The organism is Klebsiella sp. JN_Kp122, from assembly GCF_040062085.1.
GTDB lineage: Bacteria > Pseudomonadota > Gammaproteobacteria > Enterobacterales > Enterobacteriaceae > Klebsiella > Klebsiella aerogenes.
In genome coordinates, this window is sequence record NZ_JBEAHW010000001.1 from 479635 (window position 1) to 497329 (window position 17695).

Genomic DNA, 17695 nt, shown 5'->3' on the forward strand with positions numbered 1-17695 from the left:
TTATGCCATGCAGAGTACCGATTTTAGAGCAGACCGCAACGGCGTTTACTCCGCTCCTCCGCCTGTTGGTATAACTCGAACTCATCGAGGACCTCGCAGCCTAACGCCGCTTCAAAAGCTTCACGGCTGGCGTTACCGTGACTGCGGGCCTGCGTTTCGTTGCCCAGATTCGATTGGAAGATCCCCGCCGCGCTCACCGGTAAAAAATCTTCATAAACAATCGGCTGCGCGACTACCCAACCACGTTCGATCAGCGGTTGCGGATCGTCGCCGGGGCCAAAAGCATGGCGATGCGCTTCCCCCGCAGGCGTCAGGCGATAGCGAAACCACGCCAGCCCCTGCTGACGCAGCAGAAATTCGCTGTCAGGAAATTCGCTAAAGACCTCCTGCAAATGGCGCTGATGATTAAGGTTGTCTTTACCGACCCCGGCCTCATTCAGTAAGCGGTCATACAGCGCTCGTCCTTTCGGCGTCAACGCGACGCCGCGTTGCTCAATTTCGCCAAAGCGCGCGCTGTGTGTGCCTTTATGTTCACCAGCAAACATCACCGGTTCTTCCAGCGCTTTAAAACTGGTTTGCCGCAGTAAAATCGGCACCTCGCGGCGCGGCGGCCCCTCAATGAGCGCTTTCGGTTCGATACCACATTGCGGCATCAGCGCCTGAACCCGATCGATATCAAGAGTGCGCGGCGTCAGATGGTTAATGTGGCAACCGGGGAAACAGACCACATCGGCAATCAACCGGTGCTCATTATGCAGCGCGTGATAGGTTTGCTCGTCAACGGTGGCATGACGGTGCCAACGGAAAGTTTCCAACGCTTCGGTGACGAATTCACGCGCCTCTGCAGCCGTGAATTCTCCTCGATCTTCGTATAACGCAATGAGTTCACGGCAACGAGGCGTAAAGATATCGCGACGGGCGAGAATATCCGCCGCTCGCTGGCGCAGCGCCTCGTTGCCGATCAGTTCAAGGCGCAGCAATGAGGTGAAAACGCGAAACGGGTTACGCGCCAGCGCCGCGTCATCGACCGGGCGAAATGCGGTGGAGTGAACCGGTACCCCAGCCTGCGACAGATCGTAATAGCTAACGGGATACATCCCCATAATGGCAAACATGCGACGCAGGGTCGCCAGTTCTTCCGCCGTTCCCACGCGGATCGCGCCGTGGCGCTCAACGTTCAGCCGTGCCAGCTCGTCGGCATTAGCCAATTGTTCATGTAATTTCGGGTTATGTTCCAGGACCGCCAGATTCACATCCGCCACCAACTCCAGGAGGGTTCCATATTGCGGAACTTCCTGCTGGTACATTGCCGACATAGCCTGTGAAAAGTTTTCCCGAATCTCATCAGCCGTGATGGTGTTCGCCATGATGTCTTACCTCCAGTGAATACTTCCTGGAGTGTAGGAAAGCGCGTTAAGAGTGGCGGGAAGAATTTACAAACTGTGATGCGGATAACCTGCTACCGCGTTTCGCCTGCACAAATCATAACCAAGGGTTATGAAAGATTAGATTTAATTTCACTTTAAATTAACAAAACATTTACAGAGACTGTTTCTGGCGACATTACAACAACATGCCTCTCTTCCGATTGATGGAGTACCCTATGAATAATAAATGGTCACCGCGCGAGGTTGTACATCGCGATTACAATAGCCATCCGCCGGCGCTGGCACCGGGATATAAAACTAGTGTGCTGCGCTCGCCGCGTAATGCCCTCATCTCCCTGCAAAATTCACTTTCTGAAATTACCGGTCCGGTGTTCAGCAGCGACGACCTTGGCCCGCTGGATAACGATCTCATTCTCAACTACGCCAAAGACGGCCTGCCGATTGGCGAACGAATTATCGTCCACGGTTACGTGCGCGACGGCTTTGGCCGGCCAATGAAAAATACGCTGGTCGAAGTGTGGCAGGCCAATGCCGGCGGCCGCTACCGTCATAAGAAAGACCAGTATCTGGCACCGATTGACCCCAACTTCGGCGGCTGTGGACGGGTGCTGACCGATGAAAACGGTTATTACTGTTTTCGCACAATCAAACCCGGCCCCTATCCGTGGCGTAATCAGGTTAGCGACTGGCGCCCGGCGCATATTCACTTTTCGCTCTCCGGCGATGCCTGGGCGCAGCGGCTGATTACCCAAATGTACTTTGAAGGCGATCCGCTTATTAAACAGTGTCCGATTGTCAGAACCATCAATAACGATGATGCCGTGCGTACCCTGATTGCCGAGCTGGATACCCACGCCGCCGTGCCGCTCGACAGCCTGGCCTATCGTTTTGATCTTGTGCTGCGCGGGCATCGCGCCACGCTGTTCGAAAATCGTACTCAGGGGGCCGCCCAATGAAAGACTATTTAGCTGAAACCGCCTCGCAGACTGCCGGGCCTTATGTGCATATTGGTCTGGCGCCGGACGCTGCAGGGTTTCATATTTTCGAAAAAAACTTCGGCCCCAACTTAGTGAGCGCGGAAACCAAAGGCCAACGTATTACGATTGAAGGCCGGGTTTTCGATGGTTCCGGAACGCCGGTACGCGACGTGCTGCTGGAACTCTGGCAGGCTAACGCCGACGGGCGTTATAACCATCCCGACGACCGTCAGCAGAGTAAGACTCTGGACCCAAATTTCCGCGGCTGGGGGCGCACGTGTTCAGACTTTGCATCCGGCGTCTGGCGCTTTCAAACCATCAAACCCGGCGCGGTCGTCGGCCGTGACGGACGCATGATGGCGCCGCACCTCAATCTGTGGGTGGTGGCGCGGGGTATCAACATCGGCCTGAATACGCGGATGTACTTTGCTGATGAGCAGGCGGCAAATGAACAGGATCCGGTACTGAATCTGATTGAATGGGAAGTTCGCCGCCAGACGCTTATCGCGCAACGTGAAGTGCGTGGAGATGAAGTCGTCTACCGCTTTGATATTTATTTACAGGGCGATAAAGAAACCGTGTTCTTCGATATTTAATTTCCCACCAAAACATCCTTTTTTCCAGCCCCGCCGAGTGCGGGGCTTTTTATCGCGCCTGACAGAAATGACTTGTAAGACAATAAGATCAAATGTTAATAATATTTTGCTAACTAGTTATCAAAATTAAACAACTTCGCTTGCTACCGAGACAGCTCTGTTTTTAACATCGATTATGGAAAAAAATGGTCTCTTCAGTCAGCGCATTCGCTTGCGCCATTTACATACTTTCGTCGCCGTCGCACAACAGGGAACCCTGGGGCGGGCGGCAGAAACCCTGAATCTTAGCCAACCTGCGCTATCAAAAACGCTCAACGAGCTGGAGCAGTTGACCGGTACCCGTCTCTTTGAGCGCGGGCGGCTTGGCGCGCAGTTGACGCTGGTTGGCGAACAGTTTCTTACCCACGCGGTTAAGGTGCTGGATGCCCTCAATACCGCAGGCCAGGCTCTCAATCGTAAAGAAGGCATGAATAGCGATGTGGTGCGGATTGGCGCCCTGCCAACCGCGGCGCTCGGTATTTTACCTACGGTGATTGGTCAATTTCATAAACAGCAAAAAGACATCACCTTACAGGTCGCCACCATGAATAACACCATGCTGCTGGCGGGGCTAAAATCCGGCGATGTCGATATTGGTATTGGGCGCATGTCTGATCCGGAACTGATGAGCGGCCTCAACTATGAACTGCTGTTTCTGGAATCGCTAAAGCTGGTCGTCCGCCCCGGCCACCCGCTGCTGCAGGAGACGGTAACGCTCAGCCGGGTGATGGAATGGCCGGTGGTGGTCTCACCGAAAGGGACAATTCCGCGGCAGAACGCGGAAACGCTACTGCAAAGCCAGGGTTGTAAAATTCCCCCCGGCTGTATTGAAACGCTGTCGGCCTCGCTTTCACGCCAGCTCACCGTCGATTACGACTATGTCTGGTTCGTCCCTTCCGGCGCGGTGAAAGACGACCTGCGTCGCGGTTTGTTAACCTCATTACCTATCGCCACCGAAGGCGCCGGCGAGCCGATCGGTATTCTTACCCGGGTGGACGCCAGCCTGTCGCAGGGGGCGCAAACTCTACTGAGCGCGATACGCAAATCCATGCCTGGCTGACTCTCAATGGCCGTTACCCCGAATCAGCACATTGAGGTAACGGCACCGCTACGTTCATTCTTCTGCCACTTAATATATACATCGCGCTAATCAATTAGTGCGAAATCATTCATTAACATTTGCGCTCATTTCATTAACAGATTTATCATAGCCATGATTTCACCATTTGGTTCATGTGAAATGAATTCATCTTTTGAAATCACATTCATGAAGCTTTAAACAGCTTCACTCAAAAGCAATTTCTATTTGCACTTGATTCATTTGGTACACGCCTGGCAAGGGGTGGTATAAGGAGACAACATGGCTACAGGCAACGTGCCGCGCGGATTCCCCCGGATCCTGCAGTGGCTACTCGCCGGACTGATGTTAATCATCGGTCTGGCAATCGGCATTTTAGGCGCCAAACTGGCAAGCGTCGGCGGCACCTGGTATTTCGCCATTATGGGACTGGTGATGGTTATCGCCTCCCTGCTTATTTTCCGCAATCGTCGCGGCGGCATCGTTCTTTATGCCGTCGCCTTCGCGGCTTCCATTGTTTGGGCTATCAGCGACGCCGGCTGGACCTACTGGCCGCTGTTCTCACGCCTGTTTGCGCTTGGCGTTCTGGCTTTTCTGTGCGCCATTGTTTGGCCTTTTCTTTCCAGCGCACCGGCAAAAAAAGGCGCGGCCTTCGCCCTCGCGGGCGTGCTGGCCGTGGCACTGCTGGTCAGTTTTGGTTGGATGTTTAAATCCCAGCCGCTGGTCAGCGCCAGCGAAGCGGTGCCGGTAAAACCGGTACAGCCAGGTGAAGAACAAAAAAACTGGGAGCACTGGGGTAATACCACTCACGGCGACCGTTTCGCCGCGTTGGATCAGATCAATAAAAACAATATCAACCAGCTACAGGTTGCCTGGATTGCCCATACCGGCGATATTCCGCAGAGTAACGGTTCCGGTGCGGAAGACCAGAATACGCCGCTGCAGATTGGCGATACGCTTTATGTTTGTACGCCATATAGCAAAGTCCTGGCGCTGGATGTCGATAGCGGCAAAGAAAAATGGCGCTACGACTCGAAAGCGACGGCGCCTAACTGGCAACGTTGCCGCGGTTTAGGCTACTACGAAGATAGCCAGGCGCAGGCTAATGCCGTGGCCGGGACTCAGCCTGCCGCCTGTGCCCGCCGCCTGTTCCTGCCGACTACCGATGCGCGCCTGATCGCAATCGATGCCGATACCGGTAAAGCCTGTGAAGCATTTGGTGAACACGGTACCGTCGATCTCAGCGTCGGAATGGGGGAAATCAAACCTGGTTATTATCAGCAGACCTCTACCCCGCTGGTGGCCGGTAACCTTGTTGTCGTTGGTGGTCGCATCGCGGATAACTACTCCACCGGTGAACCGCCGGGTGTAGTTCGCGCTTTTGACGTGCATACCGGTAAACTGGCCTGGGCCTGGGATCCGGGTAACCCGCAGCTGACCGGCGTACCGCCGGAAGGACAAACCTACACGCGCGGGACGCCGAACGTCTGGTCCGCGATGTCTTACGATGCCAAACTGAATCTCATTTATCTGCCAACCGGTAACGCCACGCCAGATTTCTTCGGCGGCGAACGTACGGCACTGGATGATAAATACAGCTCATCAATCGTTGCGGTCGATGCCGCCACCGGTAAAGTGCGCTGGCATTTCCAGACCACCCATCACGATCTGTGGGATTTCGACCTGCCTTCGCAACCACTGCTGTACGATCTGCCGGACGGTAAAGGCGGTACGACGCCGGTACTGGTGCAAACCAGCAAGCAGGGCATGATCTTCATGCTTAACCGCGCGACGGGCGAACCGGTGGCGAAAGTGGAAGAACGCCCTGTCCCGGCCGGCAACGTCAAAGGTGAACGCTACTCGCCGACGCAGCCCTACTCCGTCGGCATGCCGATGATCGGCAACGAAACGTTGAAAGAATCGGATATGTGGGGCGCCACCCCGGTTGACCTGCTGCTGTGCCGTATTCAGTTCAAAGAGATGCGCCATCAGGGTGTCTTTACACCGCCGGGTGAAGACCGCTCCTTGCAGTATCCGGGCTCGCTTGGCGGAATGAACTGGGGCAGCGTGTCGGTCGATCCGAATAACGGCCTGATGTTCGTCAATGACATGCGCCTTGGACTGGCTAACTACATGGTACCGCGAGCGAAAGTGGCTAAAGATGCCAGCGGTATCGAAATGGGTATCGTACCGATGGAAGGTACGCCGTATGGCGCAATGCGCGAGCGTTTCCTGTCGCCGCTGGGCATCCCCTGCCAGAAGCCGCCGTTCGGTACCATGTCGGCGGTTGATCTGAAAAGCGGTAAGCTGGTCTGGCAGGTTCCGGTAGGTACGGTAGAAGATACCGGTCCGCTGGGTATCCGCATGCATATGCCGATCCCTATCGGCATGCCAACGCTGGGAGCTTCGCTGTCTACCCAGTCTGGCCTGCTGTTCTTCGCCGGCACCCAGGATTTCTATCTGCGCGCCTTTGATACCGCCAACGGCAAAGAGATTTGGAAATCTCGCCTGCCGGTGGGCAGCCAATCCGGCCCGATGACCTACGTTTCACCGAAAACCGGTAAGCAGTACATCGTTATCAACGCCGGCGGCGCGCGCCAGTCTCCGGATCGCGGCGATTACATCATCGCTTACGCTTTAGCGGATAAGCAGTAAAACACAGGCCCCGTTCACCACGGGGCCTTTTACTTTTCCTGTTTCAGATTTCATTTAGATGTCAGATCACCTGCATTTGTTACTATGGATGGCAGATTTTATCCCGAGGACAATCAAGGAGAAGGAACTCATGTCTATAATGAAGGGCGCAAGTGCGATGATTTTTGCCTTACTACTACAGGGCTGTATCCACGACGAACCTAAGCAACTTTATCGCCATGACTATGTGCTGAAGGATCCTGACACCGGCAAGCCTATGCCCTATTTCCCTTATCAAATCACGACGCCAGACGGCAAAGTGTTTAAGGGTATAACTGATAAAGACGGCGTAACCGTCGAAGCATTTTCCACCGAGCCAGGGGAATTCATGCTGAGCATGATCCCGCCATTTGAACTGTAAAATTCGCCCTGAATCCTGCTGTTAATGTTTTATTACGCTATGTTATTATTGCGAATGGTTATCAATAAAACATCATAAGGATAAAGATGAAAGGAGCCTCCCGCCGCCTGATGTTTGGCGCTTTTTTACTGATAGCGACAGCCTCGGCCCAGGCGCTGAAAGCGCCAGAAGTGGATTTACGCGACCCAACGTTGTGGGAAGAGAAAAAGGTCAATCCGTTAAACGATATCTCGGTACCCTGCGAAGTGGCAAACGGCCCGGATTGTCCAATCTGGGAAGATCAAAAGTCCGATATTCAGCGTGAGAGAGAACGGCGGGAGCAGAAACGATGGCAATCCGGCTATGAACACTGGCGCAAGTATTAACATAACCTGAAGTCAACCCGGGCGATAAATAGCCCGGGTTTCGCTATCAGCAATACTTAGTTATCACCGAAGTGAATAACCGTACGAATCGATTTACCTTCATGCATCAGATCGAAGGCTTCGTTGATCTGGTCGAGCGGTAACCGGTGGGTGATAAACGGATCGAGGCGAATCTTACCCGCCATCGCGTCTTCAACCATCCCCGGCAGCTGGCTACGCCCTTTCACGCCGCCGAAGGCGGAACCACGCCATACCCGGCCGGTGACCAACTGGAACGGACGGGTTTTAATTTCCTGGCCGGCGCCAGCAACGCCGATGATAACGCTCTCACCCCAACCTTTATGGCAGCACTCCAGCGCCGCGCGCATGACGTTGACGTTACCAATACATTCGAAACTGAAATCAACGCCGCCGTCGGTTAGCTCGACAATCACGTCCTGAATCGGTTTGTCGTAGTCATTCGGATTGATGAAGTCGGTAGCGCCCATCTCCCTGGCGAGGGTGAATTTATCCGGATTAGTGTCGACCGCCAGAATGCGTCCGGCCTTCGCCTGTACCGCCCCCTGAATCACCGCCAGGCCAATACCGCCCAGCCCGAAGACAGCGACGCTGTCGCCCTCTTTTACCTTCGCCGTGTTATGTACCGCGCCGATACCGGTGGTCACGCCACAGCCCAACAGACATACTTTTTCCAGCGGCGCCTGCGGGTTAACTTTTGCCAGCGAAATCTCAGCACAGACGGTGTATTCGCTGAAGGTGCTGGTGCCCATATAGTGATAAATCGGCTCGCCGTTATAGGAAAATCGCGTGGTGCCATCCGGCATCAAACCTTTCCCCTGGGTGGCGCGAACCGCCTGGCAGAGGTTAGTTTTGCCAGACTTGCAGAATTTGCATTCGCCGCACTCGGCGGTATACAGCGGAATAACGTGATCGCCAGGTTTCAGGCTGGTCACGCCCTCGCCGACTTCAACGACGATACCGCCGCCTTCATGGCCCAAAACCGCCGGGAACACGCCTTCCGGGTCGTCGCCAGAGAGAGTAAAAGCATCGGTGTGGCAAACACCGGTGTGGGTGATTTTGACCAGGACTTCGCCTTTCTTTGGCGGCGCGACGTCAATCTCCACGATTTTTAACGGCTGGCCGGGGCCAAAGGCAACTGCTGCACGTGATTTCATACTGTCCATTCCTCGTCGTGATTTTACTTTAAATAGGATCGTAGCAGGTGACCGACTTCCGCCATGCGGGCGGCGCGTTGGTCCGGGGTGGTATCGCCGCTAACCAGTTCATCCTGCAGATGCATCTCCACCAGCTCGCCCATCAAACCGTTGGCGGCGCCGCGAATGGAGGCAATCTGTTGCAGGATAGTCATGCAGGGTTCGCCGGACTCCAGCGCACGTTCCAGCGCTTCAACCTGCCCGCGAATACGGCGTACGCGGCTAAGCGCACGCTTCTTGTCTTCTGGTGAATGTGGCACGAGAGGCCCTCCATATCATATAGGGGGGTATACTATATTTATTTAACTAAAGTGGCAAATTGAAACGCCGCTAACAACCATAGCATAGCGGCGCAAGTTTACCGTTAATCGAGAGTGAGGCTCATGGCTATACAGCGTAGCTCGGCGTTGGCCATTTTCGAATAATGACTCTTTTCACCATGTGAAACAAAGCCATGGCGTAGATAAAAGCCCGCCGCATTGGGGGTCGCCTCAAGCGTAATGGTTTCGAGCCCCCGTCGGCGAGCTTCGGCAATAACCGCCCTCATGATCAAATCCGCGCATCCCTGCCCGCCCCACTCCGGCAGCGTAAAGATCGCTTCCACGCTTAAGGACTCAATATCGAGATAGCCGGTAGCGACGGGTTGGCCCAGCCTATTTTCCACGATATAAAACGGATTATCGGCAACGGCGTGACGATACCCTTCGGGCATCAGTTCCGGCGTCCAGGCGTGAATCACTTCAGCGCCATAGCTTTGACGACAGCCATGGCGAATCGCCTGATTACGGATATTCCACAACGCAGGGGCTTCATCGGGTACCGCGCGTCTCACTCTCATCACTACTCCTTAATCTTTTTTATGGCGTCGCTCGTGGACGGCTGGCCTTCATCGGGATGCGCGATACCACCAGCGCCCCCAATACCAGGAACCCGGCCACGAGGTAAAAGCCGGCGTTAAAGCTGCCGGTTAAATCCTTCAGCCAGCCGAATAACAGCGGACTCATGGCCGATCCCATATTACCCGTCGCGTTAATCACCGCAATGCCGATCGCTCGTGAGCGCAGGCTGATGGACTGATCTGGCGTGGTCCAGAAAATCACCATCGCCGCATAGGCCCCTGCCGAGGCCATAATTACCCCCAACAGTTGCATCACGCTATTTGCCCCGTGCGCCGCCAGCATCCAGCCCGCGGCGGCAAACAGATAGGGCAATAACGTGTGCAGCTTACGTTCCTGTAAGCGGTCAGAACGTTTACTCCACCAGATCATCGCCACAATGGTACAGATATGTGGTACGGCGCTAAGCAAGCCGATGGCGATATTGCTGCTGCCCTGGTTAAAGCTTTTGAGGATCAGCGGCGTCCAGACGCTGAGCGCGCTTAAGGTATTACAGAGAAAGAAATAGGCCAGCGTATACATCAACACCACCGGGGTGAAGACGTCGCGCCAGAGGCTGCCTTTCCCCTGCTGCAGGGCGCTCAGGCTGGCGCTACCGTTCGGTTGCACCAGTCTTAGTTTGTCCCTCTCCATCATCTCGCTAAGGCAACGTTTGTCATCATCGGTGAGCCATTTGGCCTTTTGCGGACTGTCGTCAAGATAGAACCAGACTACCGCCCCCAACAACACCGATGGGAATCCTTCCAGCAGGAATAACCACTGCCAGCCTTTAAGCGTCAGCATGCCATCCATACTGAGAATATAGCCGGAGACCAGCGAGCCCAATGCCATCGTCACCGGCATAGCAATCATAAACAGCGCATTGGCGCGCGCCCGGTAGTAGGCCGGAAACCAGTAGGTTAAGTAGAGCAGAAGCCCCGGAAGAAAACCGGCTTCGGCAATCCCCACCAGCATGCGCAGCAGATACAGGCTGTTTGGCCCGGTCGCAAACATGGTCGCTGTCGATGCGATTCCCCACACCACCATAATGCTCGCAATCCAGCGGCGCGCGCCAACGATCCCCAGCATGATGTTACTGGGAATACCAAAGATGACGTACATCGCATAGAACAACGTCGTCGCGAGGCCGAACATGGTGCTACTCAGCCCCAAATCCTGGCTCATGGTGAGCCCGGCAAAGCCGATATTGATACGGTCAAGAAATGAAAAGATAAAAAGCAGAAACAGAAAAGGAATTAAGCGACGGAACAATTTATTGATCACCACCTGTTCGCGCGGGCTCAAGCGTTCAGCGCCCCCCGCATCGGCGACAGGAGGGGAAGTGGCCGGTATATTATCGGTCATGTCAGGTTTTCCTTTTGCTCATCGGTATTGAAAATGCAGGCGTTTTAGCCAATGACGCTGCGGATACCGCTGAACGTGGCTGGGTGTCGTTTCGACGGCCTCCCGGCTGGATTCAATCCACCGCACTCAGAATCTTATAGAACCTTTCATTTCAATTAGACATTTTTATTTACACTATTGATACAAATTTGCAGCATAAGTAACATTTCATGAATCATTTATTGGCGAGTTACGGAAACAAAAAACCCGCCGGTGGGCGGGTTCAGGAGTGCCGGGCGTGATACTCAGCGCTTGCGCGGCATCATGCGCAGCAGCGTATTATCTTTCCATAAATAGTGATGCAGCAGCGCCGCCAGCGCGTGCAGGCCAATCACGAAATAGCCGATATTGGCAAGTAAGACGTGCAGACCCTTAAGGCTGTCGACCAAAGCGAAGTTGCTTTGCGCCGCAAAGGGCATCGTCAGGCCGAAAGCAAACCACGAGTTACCGCGGTAATACATCATTACCATGCCAATCGCCGGTAGCGCGATAAACAGCAGATATATCACCAGATGGCCAAGATGGGCGAAACCGGTCATCATCGGCGAGGGTTTAGGAACAATCGGCGGCGCCGGAGACTTCAGGCGCACCAGCAGTCGTGCAATCATCAAGACAAAAATGGAAATGCCGCAGGAGACATGGATCATGTTTATCACCGGACGGTCGCTGCGCGGGAAGAAACCGCGCAGTTCCATCGCCGCGTAGGCGACGACAACCAGTAAAAAAACCAGCCAGTGAATTCCTATCTGCAGGCCAGAATATTTATCGCGCATGAATAAACCTTAATGGAAGTGTGATGTTGTTAACATAACCGCCTTCCCTTAAATTTTCATTAACCTTTACCGAGGATTAAAAAACTGCGTTAGCGCGAATTGAATAGCATCAGGGCTCTTTTGCAAAGAGCCCTGGGCAATGTTACTGCTCGGTGAGTTGCAGTTCAGCAATGACCGGCAGATGGTCACTGGCCGCTGACCAGTTAAATTCCGGCGAGTTATGCGGAATCTCCAGCTTCTTCACATCCCACTTTTGTCCTTTGAAGGTGAAAATGTGGTCGATATCAATAGCCGGGTTAACGGCAGGCCAGCTACGCGTATCCGTCCCCTGCTTCGACACTTCGTTAAAGAAATAACCGATCTCTTTCACCGGCTGTTCTTCACGGGTTGAATTGAAATCGCCAGCCAGGATCTTAATTGAAGAGGCGATATCTTTAAAATCAGACGCCGCATCGCCAATACTCAAATCGAGAAGATAGCGAGCCTGCTCGGTACGCATGGTGGGATCTTTTTGCCAGTCGAGATGGGTCACCATAATAATCGGCGCGGAATCAAAACCCGGTACATCAACCTGCGCCAGTAGCGCCACGCGCTGTTCCGCATTGCCTGACGGCAGCTTCACCACCTGAGAATGCAGGATTTTATATTTTGACAGCAGCCCCAGTCCGTATTCGCCACCGTCGAAATCCAACGCTTTACCAAAGGCATAATGCATATTGTTAGCATCGGCAATCGTCTTAAGCTGATCGATTTTCTGGCTGCGCTGAGTTTTGTTATCGACTTCCGGGACGGCAATAATATCGGCGTTAATTTTTTTAATCGCTGAATTAAGTGCCGTAAAATCGGCCACATTATCAGACGCTTCATTCTTGCCGATATTATAGGTTGCTATACGTAATTTCGGCTGATGCTGGGTATAGACTTTATCCGGCACCCCGCCTTTCTGTACGGCAAGTATTTCATTACCAGCAAGTTTCTCTGCTGCCTGGACGTTAGCCGCCAGGCAGGCCAGCGTCACCATCGTCAGTGCAATGCTCTTTTTCATTGGTATGCTATTCCCCTTGTTTAAGTATTCTTATATTAAGGGTACCGAGTGAAGACATTGATTATCGTGATGTATAGCGCAAACTTATAACGCAGAGTGAATTAAGTATTCCGAAAGATTTGAGGTTATCCACAAAACGAGTCGGTATCAGATCGCATAGATTGTGGATAACTCACTGCAGGCCCCGCCACTCCTGCCATTCTGCTTTGTGTTCATTATTCAACCGCATACGCGCCCATACAGGGATAGCCGCCTGTCCAGGCTCCGCCAGAATATGTAGATAATGTTTACCATTTAAAGCCGCATAATGAAGCCGTCAGCGTTATACTTCCTTCGCACCATCTGGCTCCACGTGACAGTTACTGAAGACGCTTCAGGCAGGTAACTTAGCAATAGAAACACCGCAGGTGAACTGCTAAGCCGCTGAAAGTAAATAGTTTACTCTCCCCGCTCTGCCTGAAGAAGTTTTAACGTATCAACTTCACCACCAGGAGAATATCCATGAGCAAACTTGGGATTAATGGATTTGGTCGTATAGGACGTTTAGTACTTCGCCGCCTGTTAGAAGTAAATAGCCCGCTGGAGGTCGTGGCCATCAACGATCTCACCTCACCGAAAGTCTTAGCCTACCTGCTTAAACATGACTCTAACTACGGTCCTTTCCCATGGAGCGTTGATTTTACAGAAGATGCGCTGATCGTTAATGGTAAAAAAATCACCGTTTATGCGGAAAAAGAGGCTCAGCATATTCCGTGGAAAGCCGCGGGCGCTGAGGTGATTGTTGAATGTACCGGTTTCTATACGTCGGCGGAAAAATCGCAGGCACACCTGACCGCCGGCGCGAAGAAAGTGCTGATTTCCGCCCCTGCCGGCGAGATGAAAACCATCGTTTATCACGTCAACGACGACACCATGAGCCCGGATGATACCATCATTTCGGTTGCATCCTGCACCACCAACTGTCTGGCGCCAATGGCTAAAGTGCTCAACGATGCTTTCGGCATTACCGTGGGCACCATGACCACTATTCACGCTTATACCGGTACGCAATCCCTGGTGGACGGGCCGCGTGGCAAAAACCTGCGCGCCTCGCGAGCGGCAGCGGAAAACATTATTCCGCACACCACCGGCGCGGCAAAAGCCATTGGTCTGGTGATTCCGGAGCTTAGCGGGAAACTGAAAGGTCACGCCCAGCGCGTGCCGACTAAAACCGGCTCAGTGACGGAACTGGTTTCCGTATTGGCGAAGAAAGTCACCGCTGAAGAGGTTAATCAGGCCATGAAAAATGCGGCGGCGAACAATGAATCTTTTGGCTACACCGAAGAGGAAATTGTCTCCTCCGACATTATTGGCAGCCATTTCGGCTCAATCTATGATGCGACTCAACTGGAGATCATGGAAGCCGGCGGCGTACAGCTCGTGAAAACCGTGGCCTGGTACGATAACGAGTACGGCTTTGTTACCCAACTTGTCCGCGTACTGGATAAATTCGCGAAGTAAACTCAGAACCAGCGGATAGCTGCGGCTATCCGCCTTTCTCCCTACCCCAGCGTTCTGGCGTTCAGCGCCTCGCTCAAAAGCTTATCTTCACGCAAGCATTGCCACGCCGCGCTAACATCACGTGGGAAATCGACGTGGGTAATAAACCCTTTACCGTTGGGGCCATAACCCTGCGCGTTGTCCAGCAGACGCGGCAGCTCGCCAAGCAGCAGCGCCAGATAACGCCCCACCGGCCACAATCCACTATCGTCTCCGCTGAATCTCAGGCCAGCAGCGCTGTTTTCAAGCCGCGGCGAACAACCAGGATAGCTCCACCACTGCGGCTTCACCGGTGCCTCCAGCCAGACGCGGGCAAACGTCGCCATCGTCCGACGCTGCATGGTCGGATCCTGAATCACCACGCCAGAGGAATATTCCAGCCCACGCTCTTCCAGTAACCGGCGGGTAAACCACGCATTTTCGCCGCAGTTGGTTGAACGGTCCTCCACCACGATGCGATCGCGCGGAATTTGCCAGAATTGTTCGGCGATGTCCGCCAGGATATGCGATTCCGGACGCCCCTCTACCTGCAGCGCCTGATAGTGCGGATGCTTTTGTACGGCGTCGTAAAGAAAGGTCGTCGAATGACCAATACCGCCGCTTATCAATAGTGGAATCTGCCTCTGAGCCGCGAGCCGACAGGCGGCGTCAATGGTCGGGATCACCGCGTTACCGGCCAACACCGCAATCTGCGGCTGCGCATTCTGCGGCAAATCATCCTGCGCCAACCAGTCTCCGATGAGATTGGCCGCCGCTAACGTGTCGTGTGAAAGCGCCGGGAAATGCTCTGTCATACCCTTTCCTTCTTCTGTCCTGATCCAACAATGAAGTGTCGGGCGACATCATAAACCGCGCTACGGCGAAAAGGAAAATCCGGCAGCCACGCTTCAGCTGCCGGGTATCATCAGGCGCTGGCGTTATCCAATGCCAGTTGCCCTTCGCGCTTCTGTTTCACTTTCCAGAAGCACCATAGCGCGATAAACCACAGCGGCGAGGCCATCAGCGCCAGCAGCGTATCCGGGTCGAAAATCATAATGAAGATTGAGAAGGCGAAAAACAGCAGGCTTAGCCAGCACATCACTACTCCCGCCGGCATTTTGAATTTCGACCGCGCGTGCAGGTCCGGGCGTTTATGGCGATACACCAGGTACGCCACGAGGATCATACCCCAGCTGAAAACCACCATGATCGCCGCCAGCGTTGAAACGATGGTGAACAACGTCATCACGTTTGGCACCAGGAACAGCAGTAACGTACCGCTTAGCATGCAGAAGCAGGAGAACAGCAGGCTACGTACCGGAATGCGGGTATTACGCGATAGTATACGGAACTGCCAGTGCGCATGTTTTTCCACCGACAGGCCGTACAGCATGCGGGTACTGGAATAAACGCCGCTGTTCGCCGACGACATGGCCGACGTCAAGGCGACAAAGTTTATCACCGCCGCGGCGGCAGGTAGCCCGGCCTTGGCGAACAGGGTCACGAACGGACTGGCATCCGGCGAGACGCCCGGCCATGAAGCCACGGCAATAATCACCACCATCGACAGCAGATAGAAAATAATGATGCGCAGCGGCAGCGCGTTAATCGCCTTCGGCAGGATGCGCTCAGGATCGCGCGTTTCCGCCGTCATGGTGCCGAGCAGCTCAATACCGGTGAAGGAGAAAATCGCTATCTGGAAACCGGCGAAGAAACCGGTCACCCCGTGCGGCATAAAGGCCGTCGGGTCGGTGATATGGCCTAACGAAGCCTTCACGCCGTCCGGCGAAGTCCAGCCGATAGCAATCATCCACGCACCGGTTAAAATCAGCGCAATAATGGTGATGACCTTAATCAGCGCAAACCAGAATTCGGCCTCGCCGAACATTTTTACCGACAACAAATTAAACAAGAACAGGATCCCAAGCGTACTCAACGCGGGCATCCACGCCGACATCTCCGGAAACCAGTACTGCATATAGCTGCCGCAAACCACCACGTCGGCGATACAGGTCACCACCCAGCTAAGCCAGTAGGTCCAGCCCAGATAGAAACTGGCCTGCGGGCCAAGATAGTCGCCGACGAAATCCGCAAACGAACGGTAATCCAGGCGGGTCAGCAACAGCTCCCCCATCGCCCGCATCACCATATAGGTAAAGAAACCTACCAGTAGATAGATAAGCAGAATGGACGTTCCGGCGACGGCGATGTTTCTGCCCGCCCCCATAAACAGTCCGGTGCCGATAGCGCCGCCCAGCGCAATCATCTGAATGTGCCGGGCGCCAAGGCCGCGTTTGAGCTGCGACGGGCACTCCCCGTCGGTGGCAGGATGAACCAGCCCCTCTCGTTGATGTTCAGTCATGTTGATTCCTTCAAGCAGGCATGGAAAGGCTTGGCGCGGTAGCGGTCAGCAACAGCCCGGCGCGTTGACCGGCGGCGACGCCCGCATTCGGAAACAGGATGTAGGGGGCGTCAGCATTGACCACCCAGGTTTTCTGTGCCTGACGGGCGATTTCATAGCCTGCCGGCAGCGCGGTAAAGTTTTCAATTTTCGGGTCGAGATTAAGGGTAAAACCGTTCTCGCTCTTGATGATGCTCTGCTGCACCACAAAGTATTCGACCGGCGCTTTGCTCCGCGGCGGCATGATGCCGTCGGCGATCAGCGCGCCGATCGCCAGTTCGGTGGCGGCAAACAAGCGCAAATCATTTTCACCGAATGGCATCACTTTCCCCAGTTCCAGCGTGGCGCTTTGCGCGCCGAACTTCTCGCTGGTGAAGTGGGTAAAGGTGCCGCCCGGTTCGGTATGGCGCACGATGGCGTCCATACCGCTGGCCTGCAACAGCTGATAAAAATCCGCGCTGTAGTCGCCATCATGAGCGGGGAGCAGCGCGAACTGCCGATATTTTGACCCGCGAATGGCGGTATGCAGATCGAGATGCGTGCGCGGCACCTTGCCGTGAACATCGGCGCTACGGAAGAAGGCCTGTACGGCCATCTCCAGTTCAAAAGCGCGACGCGACTCGTTACCCGGCATCGCCGCCAGATGGCGGCCGCCAAACAGCCGGTTGAGATCGTTATGCAGATAGCGACGGCCGGCGCGAATGGCGGGCAGATTGCCGAACACCACCAGCAGCGCGTGGGTCAGCGGCTGCTCGCCCAGGCTTAATCCCTGCAGGATCTGCAGCAACATTTCAATCGGCGCGGTTTCGTTACCGTGCACCCCGGCAGAAAGCACCGTCGCCTGTCGCCATGACGTTTTTGGCAGCAGTTGCAGAATGCCATCGCCTAACCAACTGGCTTCGATAGTCGGCGGAAAGGTCCATGTCTGCAGTTTACAATGCAGTAAATCGTTGACGTTTTGTTCCAT

17 protein-coding genes are annotated in these 17695 nt (G+C 54.3%); 7 read left to right on the forward strand and 10 right to left on the reverse strand.

All coding sequences use genetic code 11. The annotated features are described in order from the left end of the window. Positions 1–23: 23 nt before the first annotated feature. The gene (locus ABLU78_RS02380; protein ID WP_020078657.1) at positions 24–1367 is read right to left on the reverse strand and encodes a VOC family protein; all 1344 of its coding nucleotides are present in this window, start codon (positions 1365–1367) and stop codon (positions 24–26) included. 236 nt (positions 1368–1603) lie between these two features. Here ABLU78_RS02380 and pcaH point away from each other — a divergent pair, with 236 nt between their 5' ends. From pcaH to ABLU78_RS02410, 6 genes are all read left to right on the forward strand, one after another. Further along, positions 1604–2344, forward strand: coding sequence for a protocatechuate 3,4-dioxygenase subunit beta (gene pcaH / locus ABLU78_RS02385; RefSeq protein ID WP_020078656.1), 741 nt, complete (start codon positions 1604–1606; stop codon positions 2342–2344). Continuing rightward, on the forward strand, positions 2341–2961 hold the full coding sequence (gene pcaG, locus ABLU78_RS02390; RefSeq protein WP_015366377.1) for a protocatechuate 3,4-dioxygenase subunit alpha: 621 nt from the start codon (positions 2341–2343) through the stop codon (positions 2959–2961). The genes pcaH and pcaG overlap by 4 nt, the downstream gene beginning before the upstream one ends. Positions 2962–3136: 175 nt before the next feature. Continuing rightward, positions 3137–4060, forward strand: a complete 924-nt coding sequence (locus ABLU78_RS02395; protein ID WP_015366376.1) for a LysR substrate-binding domain-containing protein — start codon at positions 3137–3139, stop codon at positions 4058–4060. A 300-nt stretch (positions 4061–4360) separates the two neighbouring features. Then, complete coding sequence (locus ABLU78_RS02400; RefSeq protein ID WP_045388159.1) at positions 4361–6733, forward strand: glucose/quinate/shikimate family membrane-bound PQQ-dependent dehydrogenase; 2373 nt, start codon at positions 4361–4363, stop codon at positions 6731–6733. Between the two features lie 130 nt (positions 6734–6863). Next, positions 6864–7133, forward strand: a complete 270-nt coding sequence (locus tag ABLU78_RS02405; RefSeq protein WP_032712631.1) for a hypothetical protein — start codon at positions 6864–6866, stop codon at positions 7131–7133. 86 nt (positions 7134–7219) lie between these two features. Then, positions 7220–7498 (forward strand): hypothetical protein, encoded by a 279-nt coding sequence (locus ABLU78_RS02410; RefSeq protein ID WP_032711749.1) that lies wholly within the window; start codon positions 7220–7222, stop codon positions 7496–7498. 56 nt (positions 7499–7554) lie between these two features. Here ABLU78_RS02410 and ABLU78_RS02415 read toward each other — a convergent pair whose 3' ends face one another. The 6 genes from ABLU78_RS02415 to ABLU78_RS02440 form a co-directional block, all read right to left on the reverse strand. Beyond that, the gene (locus ABLU78_RS02415) at positions 7555–8673 is read right to left on the reverse strand and encodes an S-(hydroxymethyl)glutathione dehydrogenase/class III alcohol dehydrogenase (RefSeq protein WP_015366371.1); all 1119 of its coding nucleotides are present in this window, start codon (positions 8671–8673) and stop codon (positions 7555–7557) included. 23 nt (positions 8674–8696) lie between these two features. Beyond that, complete coding sequence (locus ABLU78_RS02420; RefSeq protein ID WP_015705585.1) at positions 8697–8972, reverse strand: metal/formaldehyde-sensitive transcriptional repressor; 276 nt, start codon at positions 8970–8972, stop codon at positions 8697–8699. A gap of 104 nt (positions 8973–9076) precedes the next feature. Continuing rightward, complete coding sequence (locus ABLU78_RS02425; RefSeq protein ID WP_032711750.1) at positions 9077–9550, reverse strand: GNAT family N-acetyltransferase; 474 nt, start codon at positions 9548–9550, stop codon at positions 9077–9079. Positions 9551–9569: 19 nt separating this feature from the next. Next, positions 9570–10952: a 4-hydroxyphenylacetate permease gene (gene hpaX / locus ABLU78_RS02430; RefSeq protein ID WP_047056605.1), complete on the reverse strand. Its 1383-nt coding sequence runs from the start codon at positions 10950–10952 to the stop codon at positions 9570–9572. A 284-nt stretch (positions 10953–11236) separates the two neighbouring features. After that, positions 11237–11764: a cytochrome b561 gene (gene cybB, locus ABLU78_RS02435; RefSeq protein ID WP_048228797.1), complete on the reverse strand. Its 528-nt coding sequence runs from the start codon at positions 11762–11764 to the stop codon at positions 11237–11239. Between the two features lie 142 nt (positions 11765–11906). Continuing rightward, on the reverse strand, positions 11907–12809 hold the full coding sequence (locus tag ABLU78_RS02440) for an endonuclease/exonuclease/phosphatase family protein (protein WP_032711752.1): 903 nt from the start codon (positions 12807–12809) through the stop codon (positions 11907–11909). A gap of 501 nt (positions 12810–13310) precedes the next feature. Here ABLU78_RS02440 and gap point away from each other — a divergent pair. Then, entirely contained in the window at positions 13311–14309 is a 999-nt protein-coding gene (gene gap, locus ABLU78_RS02445) for a type I glyceraldehyde-3-phosphate dehydrogenase (RefSeq protein ID WP_048228798.1), read from the forward strand. A gap of 41 nt (positions 14310–14350) precedes the next feature. Here gap and ABLU78_RS02450 read toward each other — a convergent pair whose 3' ends face one another. From ABLU78_RS02450 to astE, 3 genes are all read right to left on the reverse strand, one after another. Continuing rightward, positions 14351–15142, reverse strand: a complete 792-nt coding sequence (locus ABLU78_RS02450) for a YdcF family protein (protein WP_048228799.1) — start codon at positions 15140–15142, stop codon at positions 14351–14353. A gap of 110 nt (positions 15143–15252) precedes the next feature. Then, on the reverse strand, positions 15253–16689 hold the full coding sequence (locus ABLU78_RS02455; RefSeq protein WP_048228800.1) for an amino acid permease: 1437 nt from the start codon (positions 16687–16689) through the stop codon (positions 15253–15255). A 10-nt stretch (positions 16690–16699) separates the two neighbouring features. After that, the gene (astE, locus tag ABLU78_RS02460) at positions 16700–17695 is read right to left on the reverse strand and encodes a succinylglutamate desuccinylase (RefSeq protein WP_015705594.1); all 996 of its coding nucleotides are present in this window, start codon (positions 17693–17695) and stop codon (positions 16700–16702) included.